This is a genomic window from Micromonospora sp. NPDC005367 (genome assembly GCF_040606825.1).
In the GTDB taxonomy this organism is placed as follows: domain Bacteria; phylum Actinomycetota; class Actinomycetes; order Mycobacteriales; family Micromonosporaceae; genus Micromonospora.
This window is the reverse complement of sequence record NZ_JBEXFP010000057.1, coordinates 23,379-41,716: the sequence shown is the minus strand read 5'-3', so window position 1 is coordinate 41,716 and position 18,338 is coordinate 23,379. Positions and strand designations below refer to the sequence as shown.

Genomic DNA, 18,338 nt, shown 5'->3' with positions numbered 1-18,338 from the left:
GACCAAACCGGCGATATGCATCGCACGCGCACCACCGCGTGCAAACCGGGTAATTCAACCGGATCCCGGTACGCGCATATCTTAACACCGCCGAGGAGGCGGTTTCAACAATGTATGACGCACGCCATATTGAGCCCGATTCGGCAATTCCGAGCGAGCATTCCGGCGCCGTTGTTCTGCCATTCGACGACAGACGTCCGCATATTCAGCGCTCGGCATTCAAGCGCCCCAATCACGGCCCGAAAACCGCCACCGAGCACGCGCAGAAACGCGCACTCGTTCGCTGTCAGCAGGGCGAGGAAATCGCTGGCGCGAAGGTCATTGAGGGCCGATTCGCGAAATACGTGCAGGTGCCCGCCGACGACGAGTCGCAGCAGTCCGACTGCCCTGTGGTCGATCTGAGCGAGTACGCGGCGGCGCTGCTCGACGCTATGGCATCGCAGCCCGCAGCGACGGGCTACGGGCGCGAGAACACCGCTGCGGCTATGAGTTTGGTTGTCGAGCACTTGACGATCGACCAGCTCACGGAGCACGCCGACACGGTCAACGCGATCGTCGCCGGCATTGAGCCGCGGCCCGCCGAACAGCGGGAGGTTGCGTGAGCGTCCAGGCATACGAATGGGCGACGAAGAAGCTCCCGAAGGGGCTCGTGTCGCTCCCTGTGCGCCAGGTCCTGGAGGCATTCGCTGATCACGCGGACGAGCAGGGCCGCGCAGCCTATCCGTCGCTGTCGACCGTTGCCTGGTATCTCGACTGCTCCGAGCGGACTGTCAAGGAACATGTTCGGACGCTCATCAAGATCGGTCTCCTGGTGGTGTCGCCGGACCAATCGCCCGCGGAGGACATCCCCTACGAGTACCGACCGGTGGTCTATGACCTCCCGCTGCACTGGGTTCGGACCGACAAGAAGCCCGAGCGACAGAAGCGGGGGCGGAAGCCCAAAGGTGAGGCAATAGAGGTGCAGAATCCTTCCCCGCCAAATGAATTAGGGGTGCAGGATCCTTCCATTAGAGGTGCAGAATCCTTCCAAATAGGGGTGCAGAATCCCGTCATTAGGGGTGCGGAATCCTGCACCCTAACCGTCCTTGAACCGTCCGGGAAACCGCCCGTTGAACCGTCCTCTTCGCTGGCGCGCGAGAACGTCGGGCATCAGACCTCGTTCTTGCTCCCGCTCCCTTCTCTCGCACCAGAAGCAGTGACGAACCCCGATTGGTTCGAGATCTGGTGGGGCGTCTGCCCTGTGAAGAGGAACAAGGCTGACGCACGGGAACAGTTCGAGATCGCACTGACGCAGACGACACCCCAAGCGCTCATCGCTGGCATGTCGGCCTACCGCGACGACCCGACCCGCGACCCGCACCGTACCTACTACCCCGCTACCTGGCTGAAGAAGGAGAAGTGGGACGACGAGTACGAAGTTCCGCAGCGCGCCGGAACTCAGGGCGACCAGAAAGTTGCCCGTAACGCAGCTCGCTCCAGCGATCCCGCGACCTCTGGGCGCCGCATGAACAGCGTCCTCGGACAGTTCATGCCCTCAGGTATGGACCACACACAAGCCGCCGCTGTCCACCCACCAGCTGACCGCACAGCCATCGAAAACCCTCGCCCCGAACCAGGAGTCGCCTGACCATGGCAATGACCCGAGACGAAATCGTCGAAATCCTCACCTACGCCAGCAGTCACGACAGCCGGGAAGTGGGCGACGCCATGATCGTTGCCTGGCTCACCGCCGCCAATTTTGCGGGCTGGACGTACGACGAGGCCATGACCGCGACCGTCGCCCACTACGCGGAAACCGACAAGTGGATCCGCGCCGGAAACGTCACGCAGATCATCCAAAACCGCCGGGCCACGCGTCCGCCATGGTGGCAAGCCGACTAACCGATACCCGCTGAAACACTCTGGAGCCCAACATGATCAGTGAAGACCGCAAATACGACGGCACCGCCGAAATCTCGCTACTCGGCGCGATGATGCACAACGCCGAAGCCGTCCGAGACAGCTTCCTCTCCGTCCGCTCAGACGACTGGCACCCCCACCCCAATGCCACCATCGCCACCCTCATGCGCGAAATGCTCGCGGAAGACATCGCCATCGAGCCTGGCACCGTCGAAGGATACGCACGCAAACAAGGGCTTGTGCCCCACCGCATCTCCCCGATCTACCTACTCGGCCTGTTCGAACGAGCCGGCATGCCCGGATCAGCCTCATTCCACGCCGAACGGATCCGCGGCCTGGGCGCCGCCCGCCGCCTCGAAGGCGAAGCGGAATACATCATGCAACGGATCAATTCATCGTTCGCCAACGGCACCGCGATCGACGACGCGTCCAGCCACATCGCCGCGCTCCGCGCTCGGCTCGACGACCTCGAAGCCGCGAACATCGACACCATCGACAAGATCGGTCTCACCCTCGGTGAAGTCCTCGCGCTCGAATCGCACCGACAGTGGATCGTTCCCGGCCTCCTGGCCCACATGGACCGCGTCATCCTCACAGCTGCCGAAGGTGGCGGCAAGTCGACCCTGATGACGCAGATCGCCGCAGCGCTGTGCGGCGGCATCCATCCGTTCACCGGCCTGCCGCTCACTGAGTGCGGACTCGACGCCCCGCCGCGGGTGCTGGTGCTCGACTTCGAAAACTCAGAACTCCAGCTTCAGAGCCGTTGCCGCATGATCCTGCCGATGGTCAACGAGTGCCGCGCCAATCGCGGCCTGCCACCCGTCGACCTCGACAACACCGATCACGTGCTCTTCGTCAACCGGCCCGAAGGTGTCGACCTCGCCGGCAAGAGCGCTGACGCGGACCTGAACTGGATCGAATCGAAGCTCAGCCGCTTCAACCCCGGCGTACTGATCATGGGGCCGATCTACCGGATGCACGCTCACGAGTCATCGAACGAGGAGGCGGCGCGCAAGGTCACGGTCGCTATCGACCGGTTGCGTGCCCGCTACCGATTCGCCCTGCTGACCGAAGCGCACTCGGCGAAGGCCACCACCACGGATGGCCGCCGCAACATGGCCCCCATCGGCACAAGCCTGTGGCTCCGCTGGCCCGAATTCGGACTCGGCCTGCTCCGCGCGACCGACGACCCCAACAAGGGCCCCGCGGAGTACGTCGATGTCGTCCGCTGGCGCGGCGAACGCGAAAAGCGGCTGTGGCCCAAAGCGTTGCAGCGCTCAGCCAAGTTGCCCTGGACGCCCCGCGACGCCGACTACTTCGCCGAAGAACGCCACTTCCGCGAGACCGGCGAAATGCCCCTCTGACCTATCCACCAACATCGAGGAACCGAATTGCTCAACCCGAGTATCGCCGAAATCGTGCTCACCGAAGCCGCATTGCTCGACCCCCGCGTCACCTACAACGACGACACGATCACGGCCTGGGACCGCGTCTTTGCCGACGAGCCCGTGTTCGTGTCCGACGCCCTGAAGGCCGTGCGCGTGCACTACAAGAAGCCACGGGCGAAACGTCTGCTGCCTGGCGATGTCGTCACCTACTGCCGCGAACAGCCCATCTGGTCGTCCGCAGAACGAGCGAACTACTTCCTCGACGAGTGGACGCAGCACCCATACGCCACCGCGATACATGACGTCTCCGGCATCCGCCAACCCGAAGCCGTTCTCGACGCCCCCGATCGGGAAACCGCCGTCGCCGAACTGACGCGCTGGGTGGACGGGAACCGGGAAACGCTCGTCAACGCGATTCTCACCAACCGCGGACGACCCACGGCCTATTAGGGGCCTCTGGCCAACTACCCGAGGGGGTCGGTGCGGCCGACCCCTCCAGAACCCCAGCAGAACAAAGAACAAAGGAGCCGAAAATGAACCAGCCCCAACCGAACTGGCAAGCCGTCGCCGATGCAGCACTCGCCGACTACCGCCAGCCCTCCCGCAGCGGAGCGACCGACGCAGCGGACCAGAACATGACCGAGCCGGACTGGCGGGCGATGACAGAGGAGATCGCCACCCGCGGATTCAGCTCCATCGGCCACGAAGATGGCTGGCCGCCCCTGTGGCAGCTGCGCTACCGACTCGCGCACATCAACGGTTCCCACGGGACGGCGCTGAAGATTAGCGAGATCGAAGGCGGCAACGCAGGCGCCCCCTACCGCATCGACAGCCCGTGGAGCGGCCTGTACGGCCTGAGCCTCGACCGAGCCACCCACGTCCTCGAAGGCGCAGCGTTCGGCCTGGAGCAGTCCTGGCAGAAGCGCAACGCGCCTGAGGGCGGCATGAACCGGACATACAAGCCCATCGGCGACGAGCCCATGCCGATCGAGGACATGCGCGAATTCCTTGGTTGGGGGATGGACGGAGACGCCGACGAGGTGGAATGGGTGCCCGAACCCGATTGGGCCACAGTCCGGATGGACGCGATGGTCGCTGCCGCCCGGCACGAACCGCCGCCCTCGGTCGACGACACTTGGCCGGCTCTGTGGCAGCTCCGTCACGCGGCCGAAATGATCAACGGCCGTTATCGTACCGACTTTTCGGTTTGGGAACCCGAACCCCTTCGGTACCGCATCACCCATGGCACGTGGACGACCGGCGAACCGGTGCCCGCCGACGAAGCGACGTCGATCCTCCGCGGCATCACCGCTGGACTCGCCGTCACCCAATCCGCCGCCTAACCATCTACTGCCCCGAGGGGTACGCGCACCGTGCGTACCCCTCGGAGGTAAACACCCTGGAGCCAACCCATGCCACAGCAGACCGAACCGCTCGGGCGCATTATTTGGACCAAGCGACCCAAAGCCAAATCGGAACCCCCCACCCCGGAACCGAAGCCCGCAGTCCCGCCGATCATCGTCCCGCTCACCGCCGGCGGCCATGTGTGCACCCGCTGTGGGAGCTACGTCGTCGCCGTGGAAATCCATGACGACTATCACCAGCGGTTCGATCGCTGGGCCCGATACATGAACGGAATCGCCTCCACCGTCAAAAAAGTGTTCCTCGCCCGCGGCTGGATCACCGCAGATCAGACACCAGATTCCACCACTGGGAAGCCCTGACAACCCACTTCCCAATACTCATCACCCATTGAGCCCCGGAGTCACCTATGACCCACACCTGCCGCAATGGCCACCGCTGCCGCCAAGCCATCCGGACGACCGACGGCGAACGACTCGGCGCCCTCACCGAAAACGGCGGCCTCTGCAAAGCATGCGAAACCGCGGCATTCAACGCCATCGTCCACCTCGCGGACGACTGGGAAGCGTTGAACGACACAGCCAGCCAACCCTTCAGCACCGGCAATCCGGCACCCCGCGTCAGCCGCACCCCAGACCGACACCGCGCACCCGTGCGCGTCGATGCACTCGACCTGGCCAGGCGCATCGACGAGGAAACCGGACGATGGGCATGGCGCGTCACCCGCACCAGACCACAATCCATGCCTCGCAACGCTCAAGAGCGTGTCAGTCGCAACGTCGCGGCCCTCACTCGATACCTGGGAACGTTGGCAGACCTGCCGGCGCAAGGGGTTGGCCTACCCACCATCCGCGACGATGGCAGCGTCGGATGGGCCACCATCACCCTCACAGGCGCCGACGCCCTAATCCGGCTCGAACGCCTCCACCGGGCCGCGAACCGACTTCTCGGTGTGGGAGGCGTCGTCACATGGCTTCGCGACCCCTGCCACATGTGCGGACGCCGAACGCTGACATCCGACCCGGAGGAGGGCCGCGTGGCATGCGCCCACTGCGACCACAGCTGGGCCTCAGACGAATTCGACCGCTTCAACCCTCTGGGGACCACCGCATGACCCTCAACGAATTCCTCGACGCCCGGATTGCCGAGGACGAGCAGATCGCGAAGGCAGCGGCAGCCATGACCACCGGACTGCCCCCGTCAGGCGGCGATTGGAGCGTCACGGAAGTAGCGTTCGAGGGCATCATCTTGTGGGATCCCCAACCAGACCCGCCCGGCCACACTGACGCCCGAACCGAGCACATCGAACGCCACGACCCGGCGCAAGTGCTACGGCAGTGCGCCGCAGTCCGTGCAGCAGTAGCGGCATTCCGAGCTGCAAGCGAGTCGGATCGCCGAGAATCGGTCGAGGAGTGGCTCATTCTGCGCGATCAGGTGATGAAACCGTTCGCCGCTATCTGGTCCGACCATCCGGACTACGACCCGCAGTGGGGTGTCTGAGCTACACGGGCGGCGTATCGCGGGTGCCGAACACCCCGAAATCGTCGCCCCGAAGATAAGCCTGGTGTTGGGCGTCCGCGCGAGCCGCTATCTCGGCTTGCTGAGCCGCCCACTCCTGTCGCCGCCAGCGCAGCAGCAGGAACGAGCAACCCACGATGATCGCGACCGCAACGATGAAGCCCCCGACCGGATTCTGATGCGGCTGAGTCGGGTCGGGGCTCACCACGTTCATGACCCCGCCGACAAGCGCCAACACGCCAAACACCAAACCGCCCCAAGCGCACCCCTTCGGATGCCGCTTCGCGAAGGCAATTACGCGCTGCACGAACGATTTCACGCACGGTAATCGACAGCGCCACAGCGAACGTTAACTACCAGCAAGGACAACCATATGCGCCGAAGCGCACTCGATGACGCCCGCGACATCGCGCGGCTCTACCGAAACACGCTGCAAGCCATCGCCCCTCAGCGATGCGCCGAGATCGACGAAGTCGCCCGCAAGCGCGGCCAACACTGGGCAGCACCCGTCGAGCTGCCCGCCGAAGCCGCCGCAGCACTCATGGGCGCCATCCTCAGCCCCGCCGACATCGAACGCACGATCGGCATACCCGCCGGCACCATCCGAGCGTGGATCAACAAAGGCGTGATCGAGAACCAGGGGGAGCGAGGACGGCCGAAAGTGAGCGTCGCGGACGTGCTGGAGGCCGAGTCTCGGCACCGGAAAGCCGCCTGACGGGGAAGGCCGACTTGCGTTCCTGGTATAATAATACCGAGCCTTGTGGCTGAGCCCTGCGCTGAAGCCGCTGACCCGTGATCCCAGCCACAACGGCTGGACGCGACCTAAATCTATAACCCCAGCTAGACCGGGGTTTATACCGAGGGTTGACGCTTTTTCGGTTCCTTGCGGGGCGTCCCCTCCAAACGCGAGCAGACCGCGAGCCATTGAAAATTCCCGAGGGTTTGGAGTGGCCCATCGGGCGCGGTCTGCTCGCGTTTTCCGCTGTTTTCGGGCCTAAATCGGCCTATGTGATCCAATTCACAAAAAAAGTTTCGGGACGACCGTGGCTCTAGCCGTCCCGAACGTCCGATCAAGCGGTGGACCCGTAGATCAGGACCCGGAGTTCTCGCGGCTCTCCGAGATCAAAAGCCGCCGAAACATTCTCCGCGCACCCCAAAGAGCCAACATGGAGAGAACGCGATGATCGCAAGGCAAATCCGCGACCGATGGGCCAAAGCCACCTGCCGACGCCCCGAACACGAAGCATGGGCCCGCGAACACCACGGCAGCCGATGGGACGCCACCATCGACGGCGAACGCGCCCGAGCACGCCACGCGCGCATCGCATACGCCCAACAACTCTGCGGCACCTGCCCACTCCGCGAACAATGCCGGCAACACCACGCAGAACTCGAACGCGTCGAAGGCCGCCGCATCGCAGGCGTCTGGGCCGGACGCTCGATCATCGACCGCGACACCAAACCCCGCCTCGTCGCCGCCTAACCCTCAGGAGAGCCAAACCATGCGCCTGCGCATCCTCGAACTGCCCACCGAAAAACTCGGCCCCGCAGTGCAAACCCCCTTCTGCCTCGTATTCGACAACGCCACCCGCGACGAATGCGACGTCATCGGCGCCCAGACAGCCTCCCTCAGGGAGACAACCGGCGCGCGGGGGATCCTCGCCTTCGACACCGCGGTTGACCTCCCCGGAGCGAACTCGGGGCCCGGCGTCTCGCTGGATACCGCCACATACGGCTTCTCACAGAACATCCACAGCCGCGCCGAGGCTACCGAACGCGCGCAGCGCCGCCGGATCATCGCGCAGGCAGGCCCATTCTCCGAAGCCCTGGAGGGCGAAGATGACTGACCCCCACTGCCCAGACGGCCAGCACGAATGGCACGAAGGACGCACCATCACCAGAATCGCCGACGGCCTGCCCACGCAGACCTTCCGGACCTTCGACTGCGAGCGCTGCCCGGCCTGGCGCAACGAACACGTCCAAACGCCTGAGCCGCAGCGGCGCAGCATCTTCGACCGACTCCGCATCTTCGGGCGCCGCCGCACCCCAGCGAGCGACCTGCCCGACCTGATCGTGTTCTGAACGAGGATCCATGGCCAGACGCGCAGCGCGCCAGCACATCACGGCACCATTCCCCAACCCGAACCTGCTGTGTCAGGAATGCGGGCAGCCCGCCGAAGCCTGGCACGACGCAAAGAACTGCGGATGCCGATCAGGCAACCGCATCGAACCATGCGGCCACAACGCCGGCACCACAACCAACGTGCCACTCGAAGCCATCAGACCCGGCTCAATCCCCGTGCCCCGCACCGAATCCTAGAGACCGCAGATGGCATGGAACAGCAAGGGCCCCAGCAGGACAAGCACACCGGAGCACCGCGCCTTCAGACGCGCAGTGCTCGAACGTGACGACTACACCTGCCAACGATGCGGACACCACGACCCAACCGGACGCACAGTCCAAGCCGACCACATCGACAACGTCGCCAACGGCGGCGCCACCGACCCCGACAACGGCCAGACCCTGTGCGTCCCATGCCACAAGGCCAAGATCCAACGCGAATCCGCAGAAGGCCGCGCCAAACGATCACGCCTCAGGCCAACCCTCACCCACCCGGCACTCAGGCCGACCACGGATACCGGTCGCCAGTCACAGCGATGAACCTGCCCCAGCTGTAGTACGACACCCGCTCGCCTACACGCGCAGGCTCCGCATCGCCACGCACGAACACATGCAGGCCACGGCCAGACAGGGACCGCTCAACCCACAACGCGCGCTTACCCACCTGATCCAGCACAGCCGCTGCCTCAGGATGCAGACGACCCTCATCGTCGAGCACGCCATCGAGATCCCAACAGGCCAGCCCATCGCCCAGCATCACACCATGCGGGCGATCAGCAACCGCCTCATACGACGTCCACGTCGACGCATCAGTCGACGAAGCAGGACGACCAGACACCCGCACCGGTCGCTTCCCATCACGGGCAGCCCAGCGAGGCAACGAAGTCAACGACTCAGGCACACTCACCGCGCCCCGAGACTTCCGCTTCCGGCACCGCTGCCCGCACACCTCAGGCCGGCGACCACGACCAGACCACCTGATCGGCCCGCCGCACACGATGCATTCCATACGTCAATAATACCGTCTGACCTGCGGAATGTCACGATAAAAGCTGACCGGCCCACCGACGGCTGACCGGCCACGCCGATCCCAAAAGTCCACCCCCGACACGGCACGCGCCCCCAGCGGGCAGCCAGGGCGCCGCATACCCCCAGGGGGGATGACCCCTCTCGCATCGCGCGCGCCCCCGTTGGGCATAGGGCCTGACTGCCTGTACGGGTTTGAGGGTTTTCGGGCTGGTGAGAGCCGCATTTACATATCCAATTGGGCGACCCGCCGTTGATTCGTTGAGGGGTCGCCGCTTTGACGTTGTCGCTGTTCTAGCGGCGCAGGAGGTGACCGCTGTTGCCTGGTCCTGCTCCAAAACCAAACGCGCGGCGCCGGAATGCACGCCCGGACTGGAAAGTCCTGCCCGCGGAAGGCCGCAGCGGGCCCGCACCTGAATGGCCTCTGTCGTCGGCTGATGATCGATACCAGGCGGTGTGGGAGGACCTGTGGGCCTCGCCGCAGGCAGTGGCGTGGGAAGCGCTGGGACACAACCGCGTAGTCGCGCGGTACGTCCAGGTCCTAATCCGTTGCGAGGATCCGGAGACGGCTACGGCTGGTCTGCTTGGTGAGGTTCGCCAGCTCGAAGACCGGCTCGGCTTGTCGCCGATGGCGATGCGCCGCCTTCAGTGGGAGGTCGGCGAGACGCCGAAGGACACGTCGCGACCGAAGAGGCGGAGTGCTGATGACTTCGCCGACCTCTGAACTGCTGCCGGGGTACCGGCTCGGTGATCTGGGCGCGTGGGTGTCGATCCCGTGGCCAGAGACCCGCGAAGAAAAGTCCGCTCTGACTCGTTCGTCGATCGGTCCGGCGTTGATCGATTGGGCCGAATGGCGCACCGACGAGCCTGGCTTGACCGATTACCAGACCGGTGAGCCGTGGGTGTTCACACCTGGTCAGAAGCGTTTTCTGATCTTGTACTACGCGTACGACGAGAACGGCCGGTGGCGGTATCGCTCGGCGGTGAAGCGTGGCGCGAAGGGCACCGGCAAGGATCCGTTCGGCGGTGCGCTGTGCAACCTTGAGTTGGTCGGCCCGTCGCGGTTGTTCCAGGGCGACGAGCCCGGAACGTTCGTCGGCGGACGGCACATGCTGCCGTTGGTGCAGATCGCATCGAACAGCGAGGCGCAGTCGAAAGACGTTTTGCGCGTCGCGAATGCGATGTGGTGTGCGGAGGCTCGCGACTACTACGGCCTCGACTGCGGTGAGACGCGGACTCTGCTGAAAGACGGTGGGCGCCTTGAGGTCCTGACGGCTAGCGAGAAGTCCAGCGAAGGCGATCCGGCGACGTTCATCTTGTTGAACGAGTCGCATCACATGACCGAATCGTCGGGCGGCCACCACGTCGCCGCGGTGGCTCGACGCAACGTGGCCAAGTCGCCCAGTGCGATTCAGGCGCGGCTGTGCGAGATGACGAACGCTCACCAGCAGGGCTTGGACTCTGTTGCGGAGCGATCGTTCGAGGCGTGGCAGGCGCAGGTTGCTGGCCGCACCCCAAAAAAGGACATCCTGTACGACTCGATCGAAGCCGACCCGGCGACGAAGATCTACGACGCGGATTCTCTGATGCTGGGCCTTAGGCAGGCATACGCAGACGCGCCGTGGGCGCCGCTGGAGCGGCTGTTCGACGAGATCATGAACGACACCCGCACCACGCCGGCGGACACGATCCGGTTCTACCTGAACGGTCTGGCGGCGGCTGAGGATGCGTGGATCGATCCGCGAACGTTCGATGACTTGGCGCGTCCGGACACGGTCGTTGCCGATGGCGAGCAGATCGCGATGTTTCTCGACTGCTCGAAGTCCGAGGATGCTACTGGCCTTGTGGCCGTGCGGATCTCGGATGGATTCGTGTTCACGCTCGGCATGTGGCAGCGCGAGCACGGCAACCGCGGCAAAGACTGGCTCGCTCCGCGCGAGAAGGTCGATGCCTGCGTGCGTGCGGCGTTCGACCGCTACGACGTTGTCTGGTTCGGTGTCGACCCGTCTCCGGCCCGCGACGACGAAACCGAAGCATTGTATTGGCTCGATGTCATCGATGGCTGGCACCGCGACTTCGCGCAGCAGTTGCCTTTGTGGGCTACGCCTGGCGCGCAGGGGCATTCGGTGAAGTTCGACATGCGTCTGTCGCAGCGAGGCGGCGTCGACCGCAACCGGCTGTTCACCGAAGAGGCGGAGCTGACGGCCAAGTCGATCGACGAGGACAAGACGTTGATCCACGACGGCCACGCCGGTTTGAGGCTGCACGCCCATGCGGCGAAGCGCCGGCCGAATCGGTGGGGCGTGAGTCTCGGGAAAGAGTCCCGAGATTCCAGCAAGAAGATCGACCTCGCCGTCTGCATGGTCGGCGCCCGGATGGGTCGCCGCCTGTACCTCAACAAGACCACTAAACCTACAGGTCGCGCACCCGGTCAGGGCCGCGTGATCGTTCTACAACGATGAGGGGGCGATGTGGCAATCGTTGATCCAGTACTCACGGATCTGCCGATGGGCATCCCCGAAGCGGCTACGGACCTGAAGCCGGATGAAACGCTGATTGCGCAACGGCTCGGTTCTCGGCTGTTCGAACGGCAAGGCGAACTCGACTTGTCCCGTCACTACTACGACGGGATGCAGCCGGTAACCAATCTCGGCATCTCGACGCCTCCGGAGTTGCGCAAGTTGCGCGCGATCTTCGGTTGGTGTCAGTCGGGCGTCAACGCTATCGACGAACGTCTGACCGTCAACGGCTTTCGCTTGCCGAACTCCCCGGCTGTCGATGAGTCGCTGTGGGATATCTGGCAGGCCAACAACCTGGATGCCGATGCGCCGCTGGTGCACCTGGATTCGCTGATCTACGGTTCGGCTTACGTCATCGTCGGTCCCGGCGACGACGGGTATCCCTTGATCACCGCGGAATCGCCGCGGAACATGATCGCGGTAACCGACACACGGAAGCGGAAGACTAAGGCCGCCTATCAGACGTACTTGGATACTGATCCGACGTCGGAAACTTACGGCAGGCAGCTGGCGACGCTGTACACCCTGAACGCGACCGTTCACATGGTCGACCAGGGCGCCAAGGGCTGGACCGTCATCGATCGCGATGACCACGGCTTCGGCGAAGTTCCGGTGGTCCCGTTCCTGAACAGACAGTCCACAGGCACACGCCACGGGCGCAGCGAGATCACCGACGCCTGGCGAAACACGGTCGACCGCGCCTGCCGCACTGCGGTGGCGATGGAGATCGCCCGCGAGTACTACGCGATCCCGCAGCGCTACATTCTCGGCGCTGTCGAATCGGCGTTCCAGAAGGCCGACGGCACCGGCGCCAACGTGTGGGAAGTGCTGCAAGGCATGATCCTCGCGCTGGAGGCCGACAAGAACGGCAACCTGCCGCAGGTAGGCACGTTCGCGACCGGCGACCCCTCGAACTTCACGAAGTTGCTGGATCTGGACGTCCACATGATGGCAGGGCTGACGGGCCTTCCGCCGCACTATCTCGGCATCTACTCCGAGGGTAACCCGTCCAGCGCTGACGCGATCCGGCTGTCGGACTTCCGGTTGGAGAAAGCCGCAGACCGTAAGTCGGTCATCTTCGGCGACTGCTGGGAACGCGTGATGCGCCTGGCAGTGCGGGTCGACACCAACGGTGCCGAAGTATCCGACGACATGCGGAAGATGGAGACCGATTGGGCTCCGCGCGGCATCCCGACCCCGGCTGCAACAACCGATTCGGTGACCAAACAGGTTGCTGCCGAGATCCTTCCGGCAGACTCCGACGTGACCCTGACCAAGCTGGGATATACCGCGACCGAGCGGGCGCGCATCGCCGCGGACCGCCAGCGCGCCCAGGGCCGCGCCGACCTCCTCGCCCTCGTCAACGACGCACGCGCCCGCCAAGCGGCTCAGAACCAGCAGCAGCCCTCGGAGGCTCAGCCTGGACAGAACCCGCCGCCGGCGGAGCTTCCGGCTGCGGCGTAGGCGGCGAATGTGGCAACAGCAGAACAGGTCTCAGAGTTCCGCGTATCGAATCAGGCGATCGTCGACCTCGCGACCCAGCAGTTGACCGAGTTCCTGGCGACCTCACCCACCACGAAGGCCCTCTCCGATTTCTGGGTCGAGTTCGTCGCCACCTTCGGTCGGATCGCGGCAACCACCGCCGCTGACTGGTTCGACGAGTTGCGTGCCGATGCTGGCGTAAGAGCTGGCTACACGGCGACCGTGGCGGACCCTGCCTCACCAGAGCAAGCGCTCGGCGTATTGCGGTGGGCGACGGCGCCGAAGACCGTGTTTGACCGAGTCACCTTGAGTGACAGCGAGATTCGTGCGCGACTGGATGCCGGCGACACGGTGGACTCTACCCACGAGACGACGTCTCGAACTGTCCCCGCGACGACTGAGCAAATCGGCGGGAAGCTCTCACGGGCGTCCCAACGGCTGATCCTTCAGGCTGGCCGCGAGACCATCGCACAGTCGGTCGCACGGGATCCGGCACGGGCCCGCTGGGCGCGTGTCCCCAGCGGCGATACGTGCGCGTTCTGCCTCATGACCGCCAGCCGCGGCGCGGTATACGCCAGTGAGGCCACTGCTGGTGGCCTGCACAAATACCACGATGACTGCGACTGCACGCCAACACCGTTCTGGCGTGACAGTCCCTATCCGGACGGGTATGACCCGGACGCCCTGTTCCAGTTGTACCAGGACGCGCGAGACGGGCTGGGCAAGTTCCCATCCACGTCCGCGATCTTGTCTGAGCTGCGAACGCAGCAAGGCATTCACTAAACAGCATCCCGCCCTGGAGGCGGGTTGAGGAAGACCCTACTAGGCCCAGGAGGCCACCCCGAATGTCCGGCGAAAACACCGAACAGACCACTGAAACTGTCAATCCTGCTGACTCCGAACAGGTTACAGAGACCGTCGTCGAAACGCCCCCGGAGGGCACCACCGCGACTGACACCACCTCTGATGCTGAGTTGCCCGAGTGGGCCCGCGAGAAGATCGCGAAGGCCAACCGGGAGGCGGCGAATCTGCGGAAGCGTCTCAAGGAAGCCGAACCAGCCATTACGGCTGCACAGGCCGCCAAGGACGCGCAGATGACCGAACTCGATAAGGCGAATGAACGCCTCACGGCCGCTGACCAGCGCGCCGAGAAGTTCCGTGACCGCGCGATCCGCGGCGAAGCGAAGGCCCTGGCGGCTGACTTCGCGAATCCGGATGTGGCGGTGCGGCTGCTCGGTGACCTGACCGGCTACGTCGATGATGACGGCGAAATCGATACCGCGCGTATCAAGTCCGATCTCACCAACCTGTTGAAGACAGACCCCTATCTGGGGCGCGTCCAGGAGCAGGCAGGGATGAAACCCAATCGGGCGCAGGGGCAATCGGGAGGCGAACCGCTGTCAGATGACCAGCGGGCCAAACAGGCACAGTCGCGAGGCGACTGGAAGGCCGCGGCAGCAATCAAAGCAGACCAGCTGCTGAAGCTGTCGCAGCAGCAAAACCATTGAGCGACAGGTATTTCCTGTCGTCGTAACCCAAGAGGACTAGCGCACTATGGCTACAGTCTCCGGGCAGGGTACTACCTACAACCTGCCGAACTACACCGGCGAGCTTTACACCGTCGCCCCTTCTGACACCCCGTTCCTTTCGGCCATCGGTGGCCTGAACGGCGGCCAGTCGACCACCTCTGTCGAGTTCGAGTGGCAGACCGAGGACCTGGAGTCGACCGCGGTGAACAACACCAAGGTCGAAGGTGCTGCGGCGCCGACCGCTTCGGGTGTGTCTCGCTCGAACGTCTCCAACGTGGTCGAGATCCACCAGGAGGCCATCGAGGTCAGCTACACCAAGCAGGCAGCGGTTGGTCTGCACAACGGCATCAACTCCGAGGAGCCGAACCCGGTTCGCGACGAGCTGACCCGTCAGGTTCAGGCCAAGCTCCGCAAGGTCGCTGTGGACATCGAGAAGTCGTTCCTGTCCGGCGTCTACCAGAAGCCGGCGAACAACTCGACCGCCCGCCAGACCCGCGGCGTTCTGACCGCGATCTCGACCAACGTGTTCGCCAACGGCGGCACCGGTCGCGCGCTGTCCAAGGCGATCATCGACAGTGCCCTGTCGGCGATGTTCACCGCCGGCGCGACCCTGGACCAGGACAACACCGTCCTGATGCTGGGCCCGGCGCAGAAGGTTGCCCTGTCGAACCTGTATGCGGCGGCGCCGCTGAACCAGCCGACCATGACCCGCAACATCGGCGGCGTGGCCGTCGACACCGTGGTCACCGACTTCGGCACCTTCGGCGTCATGCTCAACCGCTGGTTCCCCACCGGCCAGATCGGCATCATCGACCTGTCCGTCTGCAACCCGGTGTTCCTGAACATCCCGAACAAGGGCACGGGCATCTTCGTCGAGCCGCTGGCCAAGACCGGCGCTAGCGACAAGTTCCAGCTCTACGGCGAGGTCGGCCTCAAGTACGGCCCCGAGGTGTACCACGGCCTGATCAAGGACCTGACCTAATGCCCTATGTCTTCACTGCAACCCACGGCGTGACGTTCTCCGAGGACGGCACCACGCCGTGGGCCAAGTTCGAAATCGACTCGACTGCAAACGAATTGGTTGATGGCGTCGCTGTGAAGGTGTACCGGTTCGAGACCGCCGACGCGAAGATCGCGTCTCGTCTGCGCAAGGTCGACGACTACGGCATCACCGAGGTCAAAGCCAAGGCGGACAACGCCGACAAGGCTGGCGACGCCGATAAGGCCGATAAGGCCGGCGACGCTGACAACGCTGGCGCGCAGGCGCCGAGCAAGTAGCAGGGAGGCGCCAGATGGCTGACTTCGCCACCTTTGATGACCTGGCAGCGTACTGGCGCCCACTGTCGTCCGAGGAAGAAGACAAGGCGACAATTCTGCTCGGCTACGCTGCGACGCTGATCCGAGCCGAAGTGCCCGACATCGACCAGCGTCTGTCCGACGGCGCGGATCCCGGTCTCCCGAAACTCGTGTCGCTTCGCGTCGTCAAACGCGCGATGGTCAACAGCGACGTCGAAGGCATCTCGCAGCACTCCGACTTCGCGGGCCCGTACCAGTCGCAGAACACCTACTCCAACCCGATGGGTGAGCTGTATCTGACCGCGGCCGACACTCGCATGTTGCGTCCGGGCGGCACGGGGGTCAAGGCGTTCTCGATCTCCACCACGCCCGCCGACGCGGGCACGGGTCTTCCCTATTGGGATTCGGAGGCCACCGGATGACGTTTCCGACGCCCTATACGGTCGGTGTCCACCGCTACGGCGTCACCGGCCAGGACCCGCGCGGCAACGACATCTTCGGCTTCACGCCACCTCTGGACCAACCGGGCACACAGCGCCGCGTCTACGGGTGGTATATGCCGTCGTCGACTGAGCCGCTGCTCGCCGGCCATGACCGTGTCGTCGTCGACGTCGCTCTTCTGGTTCCACCTGGATTCCAGGTCGGCCCTCATGACCAGATCGACCTTCCGATTGGCCTATTCAAAGTCATCGGCTACGCCGAGGACTACAACCACGGTCCCTTCCAGTGGACTCCTGGTTCTGTGGTCAATCTGAGCAGAGTGGAAGGCTAAGCAATTGGCCAAATCTCGCGTGGTCCTGAACATTCAGGGCTTCTACGACCTCCGCCGCGCCCCCGGTGTCATCGCCGATTTGGACCGCCGCGCCGAAGCCATCGCCGCAGAAGCGGGCGAGGGCTATGAGACCGGCAGCCAGCAAGGTGAGAAGCGGCCACAGGGCCGTTGGCGTGCGTCGGTGGTTACCGCGAATATCGACGCGATCGTCGACAACGCCAAGAACCACACGCTGATTCGCGCACTCGACGCAGGGCGTGACTGATGGTTGCCGTGATCTTCCCAGACATCGAAACCGAGATCTGTGGCTGGCTGGGCCAGCAATTGCGAGACCGCGGCGATACCGCGCGGGTCGTGACCAAGGTTCCTACGACCAGGCCGGCGCGGTTCGTCCGCTTGGTTCGCGCCGGTGGCACGCAGCGTGACCTGATCACCGATCGGCCCCGCATCGTGTTCGAGTGCTGGGATTCCGCCGGCGACATCGCCGCGTCCGACCTCGCCCGCCTGGTGCGTGCGCTGGTCACCGGCGCGGCTCCCGGCTGGATTGGCACCGCATGGTGTGACAAAGCCGTCGACGCCGGAATGGCGTTCTTACCGGATCTCGCCAGCGGCACGCCCCGCTACCTCGTGACGATCGAACTGCACATCACCGGATCCGAACTGTAACCCTCTCGGGGGCAACACAACTCAACACTGACTCTCTCGGGCCTGCGCAAAATCCCGAAGGAGCGCAGCACACATGGCTGTTGCAAATACCTCATCGATCGGCGCTGGTACCGGCAACCTCCAGGTCACTGGCGGCATCCTGTACGCGCCGCTCGGCAGCACTCTGCCCACCGACGAATCCACCGCTCCCGATGCGGCTTTCAAGAAGCTGGGCTACATCTCCGAAGACGGTCTTGCCGCTCAGGGCGAACGCCAGGTGCAGGCCATCAAGGACTGGAACGCGAACATCATCGCCCAGCTCCAGACCGAACACTCGGTGCGATTCCAGTTCACGCTGTATTCGGTGTTCGACGAGGACATCCTGACTGCCGTATTCGGGTCGGAGAACGTCACTGTGACGGCAGCGACCGCGAGCACCGGCAAGAAAATCAAGGTGACCGAGACCGGTACCTCGCTCCCGCACACCACGTGGATCTTCGATATGAAACACGAGGCGCGCAAGCTGCGGATCGTGATCCCGGACGGCAAGGTCTCCGAGGTCAAGGAGAACGGCTTCAAGGCCGACAACCTCATGGGTTTCCAGGTCACCGTTGAGGCTTTCGCCGATTCGGCTGGCGTGAAGGCCATCCGGTATTACAACGACGGCGTTTTCTCGGCGTAATACCCCTATTCCCCCAGTGATGGCGGGATCACCTTTATGCGCAGGCCCGCCCGCCATCACTCGGGCCCCTTTTTAACGGCCCGGAATTCCTGCGCACA

27 protein-coding genes are annotated in these 18,338 nt (G+C 64.3%); 25 read left to right on the top strand and 2 right to left on the bottom strand.

Going from position 1 to position 18,338, the window contains the following annotated elements; genetic code table 11:
- Positions 1-110 precede the first annotated feature (110 nt).
- The 9 genes from ABZS42_RS28055 (at position 111) to ABZS42_RS28015 (ending at position 6,149) form a co-directional block, all read left to right on the top strand.
- Positions 111-602 (top strand): hypothetical protein, encoded by a 492-nt coding sequence (locus tag ABZS42_RS28055; protein WP_355150272.1) that lies wholly within the window; start codon positions 111-113, stop codon positions 600-602.
- Entirely contained in the window at positions 599-1,627 is a 1,029-nt protein-coding gene (locus tag ABZS42_RS28050) for a helix-turn-helix domain-containing protein (RefSeq protein WP_355150270.1), read from the top strand. Before ABZS42_RS28055 ends, ABZS42_RS28050 begins: the two co-directional genes overlap by 4 nt.
- Before the next feature lie 2 nt (positions 1,628-1,629).
- Positions 1,630-1,881: a hypothetical protein gene (locus ABZS42_RS28045; protein WP_355150268.1), complete on the top strand. Its 252-nt coding sequence runs from the start codon at positions 1,630-1,632 to the stop codon at positions 1,879-1,881.
- 32 nt (positions 1,882-1,913) lie between these two features.
- Positions 1,914-3,263, top strand: coding sequence for an AAA family ATPase (locus ABZS42_RS28040; RefSeq protein WP_355150266.1), 1,350 nt, complete (start codon positions 1,914-1,916; stop codon positions 3,261-3,263).
- A 27-nt stretch (positions 3,264-3,290) separates the two neighbouring features.
- The gene (locus tag ABZS42_RS28035) at positions 3,291-3,737 is read left to right on the top strand and encodes a hypothetical protein (RefSeq protein WP_355150264.1); all 447 of its coding nucleotides are present in this window, start codon (positions 3,291-3,293) and stop codon (positions 3,735-3,737) included.
- An 83-nt stretch (positions 3,738-3,820) separates the two neighbouring features.
- The gene (locus ABZS42_RS28030) at positions 3,821-4,630 is read left to right on the top strand and encodes a hypothetical protein (RefSeq protein WP_355150262.1); all 810 of its coding nucleotides are present in this window, start codon (positions 3,821-3,823) and stop codon (positions 4,628-4,630) included.
- A 69-nt stretch (positions 4,631-4,699) separates the two neighbouring features.
- Positions 4,700-5,011 carry a hypothetical protein gene (locus tag ABZS42_RS28025; protein ID WP_355150260.1) on the top strand — a complete coding sequence of 104 codons (312 nt, stop codon included), beginning with the start codon at positions 4,700-4,702 and terminating at the stop codon, positions 5,009-5,011.
- 47 nt (positions 5,012-5,058) lie between these two features.
- A complete protein-coding gene (locus ABZS42_RS28020; protein WP_355150258.1) occupies positions 5,059-5,763 on the top strand; it encodes a hypothetical protein in 705 nt (234 codons plus the stop codon).
- Positions 5,760-6,149 (top strand): DUF6221 family protein, encoded by a 390-nt coding sequence (locus ABZS42_RS28015; protein WP_355150256.1) that lies wholly within the window; start codon positions 5,760-5,762, stop codon positions 6,147-6,149. Before ABZS42_RS28020 ends, ABZS42_RS28015 begins: the two co-directional genes overlap by 4 nt.
- 1 nt (position 6,150) lies before the next feature.
- Here the strand turns inward: ABZS42_RS28015 and ABZS42_RS28010 are convergent, their stop codons facing one another.
- Positions 6,151-6,486, bottom strand: a complete 336-nt coding sequence (locus ABZS42_RS28010) for a hypothetical protein (protein WP_355150254.1) — start codon at positions 6,484-6,486, stop codon at positions 6,151-6,153.
- A gap of 54 nt (positions 6,487-6,540) precedes the next feature.
- Here ABZS42_RS28010 and ABZS42_RS28005 point away from each other — a divergent pair, with 54 nt between their 5' ends.
- The 5 genes from ABZS42_RS28005 to ABZS42_RS27985 all read left to right on the top strand — a co-directional run bounded on the left by ABZS42_RS28005 (position 6,541) and on the right by ABZS42_RS27985 (position 8,829).
- A complete protein-coding gene (locus tag ABZS42_RS28005) occupies positions 6,541-6,882 on the top strand; it encodes a hypothetical protein (protein ID WP_355150252.1) in 342 nt (113 codons plus the stop codon).
- Positions 6,883-7,347: 465 nt separating this feature from the next.
- Positions 7,348-7,650, top strand: coding sequence for a WhiB family transcriptional regulator (locus ABZS42_RS28000; RefSeq protein ID WP_355150250.1), 303 nt, complete (start codon positions 7,348-7,350; stop codon positions 7,648-7,650).
- A 19-nt stretch (positions 7,651-7,669) separates the two neighbouring features.
- Positions 7,670-8,014: a hypothetical protein gene (locus ABZS42_RS27995; protein ID WP_355150248.1), complete on the top strand. Its 345-nt coding sequence runs from the start codon at positions 7,670-7,672 to the stop codon at positions 8,012-8,014.
- Positions 8,007-8,249 carry a hypothetical protein gene (locus tag ABZS42_RS27990; protein ID WP_355150246.1) on the top strand — a complete coding sequence of 81 codons (243 nt, stop codon included), beginning with the start codon at positions 8,007-8,009 and terminating at the stop codon, positions 8,247-8,249. Before ABZS42_RS27995 ends, ABZS42_RS27990 begins: the two co-directional genes overlap by 8 nt.
- Positions 8,250-8,496: 247 nt before the next feature.
- The gene (locus tag ABZS42_RS27985) at positions 8,497-8,829 is read left to right on the top strand and encodes an HNH endonuclease (protein ID WP_355150244.1); all 333 of its coding nucleotides are present in this window, start codon (positions 8,497-8,499) and stop codon (positions 8,827-8,829) included.
- On the opposite strand, the gene ABZS42_RS27980 is transcribed toward ABZS42_RS27985, so the two are convergent.
- The gene (locus ABZS42_RS27980) at positions 8,789-9,046 is read right to left on the bottom strand and encodes a hypothetical protein (RefSeq protein ID WP_355150274.1); all 258 of its coding nucleotides are present in this window, start codon (positions 9,044-9,046) and stop codon (positions 8,789-8,791) included. The two genes, ABZS42_RS27985 and ABZS42_RS27980, sit on opposite strands and share 41 nt — an antisense overlap.
- A 973-nt stretch (positions 9,047-10,019) precedes the next feature.
- Between ABZS42_RS27980 and ABZS42_RS27975 the strand changes: the two genes are divergently transcribed.
- The 11 genes from ABZS42_RS27975 to ABZS42_RS27925 all read left to right on the top strand — a co-directional run bounded on the left by ABZS42_RS27975 (position 10,020) and on the right by ABZS42_RS27925 (position 18,240).
- Entirely contained in the window at positions 10,020-11,777 is a 1,758-nt protein-coding gene (locus tag ABZS42_RS27975) for a hypothetical protein (RefSeq protein WP_355150242.1), read from the top strand.
- A 45-nt stretch (positions 11,778-11,822) separates the two neighbouring features.
- The gene (locus ABZS42_RS27970) at positions 11,823-13,298 is read left to right on the top strand and encodes a phage portal protein (protein ID WP_355150240.1); all 1,476 of its coding nucleotides are present in this window, start codon (positions 11,823-11,825) and stop codon (positions 13,296-13,298) included.
- A gap of 9 nt (positions 13,299-13,307) precedes the next feature.
- A complete protein-coding gene (locus ABZS42_RS27965; protein ID WP_355150238.1) occupies positions 13,308-14,099 on the top strand; it encodes a hypothetical protein in 792 nt (263 codons plus the stop codon).
- A 62-nt stretch (positions 14,100-14,161) separates the two neighbouring features.
- Entirely contained in the window at positions 14,162-14,824 is a 663-nt protein-coding gene (locus ABZS42_RS27960; protein WP_355150236.1) for a hypothetical protein, read from the top strand.
- A gap of 46 nt (positions 14,825-14,870) precedes the next feature.
- Entirely contained in the window at positions 14,871-15,827 is a 957-nt protein-coding gene (locus ABZS42_RS27955; protein WP_355150234.1) for a DUF5309 family protein, read from the top strand.
- The gene (locus ABZS42_RS27950; RefSeq protein ID WP_355150232.1) at positions 15,827-16,123 is read left to right on the top strand and encodes a hypothetical protein; all 297 of its coding nucleotides are present in this window, start codon (positions 15,827-15,829) and stop codon (positions 16,121-16,123) included. The genes ABZS42_RS27955 and ABZS42_RS27950 overlap by 1 nt, the downstream gene beginning before the upstream one ends.
- A gap of 14 nt (positions 16,124-16,137) precedes the next feature.
- Positions 16,138-16,563, top strand: a complete 426-nt coding sequence (locus ABZS42_RS27945) for a Gp19/Gp15/Gp42 family protein (protein WP_355150230.1) — start codon at positions 16,138-16,140, stop codon at positions 16,561-16,563.
- Positions 16,560-16,913 (top strand): hypothetical protein, encoded by a 354-nt coding sequence (locus ABZS42_RS27940; RefSeq protein WP_355150228.1) that lies wholly within the window; start codon positions 16,560-16,562, stop codon positions 16,911-16,913. The genes ABZS42_RS27945 and ABZS42_RS27940 overlap by 4 nt, the downstream gene beginning before the upstream one ends.
- Positions 16,914-16,917: 4 nt before the next feature.
- The gene (locus ABZS42_RS27935) at positions 16,918-17,178 is read left to right on the top strand and encodes a hypothetical protein (RefSeq protein WP_355150226.1); all 261 of its coding nucleotides are present in this window, start codon (positions 16,918-16,920) and stop codon (positions 17,176-17,178) included.
- Positions 17,178-17,579 (top strand): hypothetical protein, encoded by a 402-nt coding sequence (locus tag ABZS42_RS27930; RefSeq protein ID WP_355150224.1) that lies wholly within the window; start codon positions 17,178-17,180, stop codon positions 17,577-17,579. The genes ABZS42_RS27935 and ABZS42_RS27930 overlap by 1 nt, the downstream gene beginning before the upstream one ends.
- Before the next feature lie 73 nt (positions 17,580-17,652).
- Positions 17,653-18,240: a hypothetical protein gene (locus ABZS42_RS27925; RefSeq protein WP_355150222.1), complete on the top strand. Its 588-nt coding sequence runs from the start codon at positions 17,653-17,655 to the stop codon at positions 18,238-18,240.
- The last annotated feature ends 98 nt before the right edge of the window (positions 18,241-18,338 follow it).

Coding starts and splice junctions, on each gene's coding strand:
- ABZS42_RS28055 (WP_355150272.1), top strand. CDS start 111: ATGTATGACGCACGCCATATTGAGCCCGATTCGGCAATTCCGAGCGAG.
- ABZS42_RS28045 (WP_355150268.1), top strand. CDS start 1,630: ATGGCAATGACCCGAGACGAAATCGTCGAAATCCTCACCTACGCCAGC.
- ABZS42_RS28040 (WP_355150266.1), top strand. CDS start 1,914: ATGATCAGTGAAGACCGCAAATACGACGGCACCGCCGAAATCTCGCTA.
- ABZS42_RS28030 (WP_355150262.1), top strand. CDS start 3,821: ATGAACCAGCCCCAACCGAACTGGCAAGCCGTCGCCGATGCAGCACTC.
- ABZS42_RS28025 (WP_355150260.1), top strand. CDS start 4,700: ATGCCACAGCAGACCGAACCGCTCGGGCGCATTATTTGGACCAAGCGA.
- ABZS42_RS28020 (WP_355150258.1), top strand. CDS start 5,059: ATGACCCACACCTGCCGCAATGGCCACCGCTGCCGCCAAGCCATCCGG.
- ABZS42_RS28015 (WP_355150256.1), top strand. CDS start 5,760: ATGACCCTCAACGAATTCCTCGACGCCCGGATTGCCGAGGACGAGCAG.
- ABZS42_RS28005 (WP_355150252.1), top strand. CDS start 6,541: ATGCGCCGAAGCGCACTCGATGACGCCCGCGACATCGCGCGGCTCTAC.
- ABZS42_RS28000 (WP_355150250.1), top strand. CDS start 7,348: ATGATCGCAAGGCAAATCCGCGACCGATGGGCCAAAGCCACCTGCCGA.
- ABZS42_RS27995 (WP_355150248.1), top strand. CDS start 7,670: ATGCGCCTGCGCATCCTCGAACTGCCCACCGAAAAACTCGGCCCCGCA.
- ABZS42_RS27990 (WP_355150246.1), top strand. CDS start 8,007: ATGACTGACCCCCACTGCCCAGACGGCCAGCACGAATGGCACGAAGGA.
- ABZS42_RS27985 (WP_355150244.1), top strand. CDS start 8,497: ATGGCATGGAACAGCAAGGGCCCCAGCAGGACAAGCACACCGGAGCAC.
- ABZS42_RS27980 (WP_355150274.1), bottom strand. CDS start 9,046: ATGCTGGGCGATGGGCTGGCCTGTTGGGATCTCGATGGCGTGCTCGAC.
- ABZS42_RS27975 (WP_355150242.1), top strand. CDS start 10,020: ATGACTTCGCCGACCTCTGAACTGCTGCCGGGGTACCGGCTCGGTGAT.
- ABZS42_RS27970 (WP_355150240.1), top strand. CDS start 11,823: ATGGGCATCCCCGAAGCGGCTACGGACCTGAAGCCGGATGAAACGCTG.
- ABZS42_RS27960 (WP_355150236.1), top strand. CDS start 14,162: ATGTCCGGCGAAAACACCGAACAGACCACTGAAACTGTCAATCCTGCT.
- ABZS42_RS27955 (WP_355150234.1), top strand. CDS start 14,871: ATGGCTACAGTCTCCGGGCAGGGTACTACCTACAACCTGCCGAACTAC.
- ABZS42_RS27950 (WP_355150232.1), top strand. CDS start 15,827: ATGCCCTATGTCTTCACTGCAACCCACGGCGTGACGTTCTCCGAGGAC.
- ABZS42_RS27945 (WP_355150230.1), top strand. CDS start 16,138: ATGGCTGACTTCGCCACCTTTGATGACCTGGCAGCGTACTGGCGCCCA.
- ABZS42_RS27940 (WP_355150228.1), top strand. CDS start 16,560: ATGACGTTTCCGACGCCCTATACGGTCGGTGTCCACCGCTACGGCGTC.
- ABZS42_RS27930 (WP_355150224.1), top strand. CDS start 17,178: ATGGTTGCCGTGATCTTCCCAGACATCGAAACCGAGATCTGTGGCTGG.
- ABZS42_RS27925 (WP_355150222.1), top strand. CDS start 17,653: ATGGCTGTTGCAAATACCTCATCGATCGGCGCTGGTACCGGCAACCTC.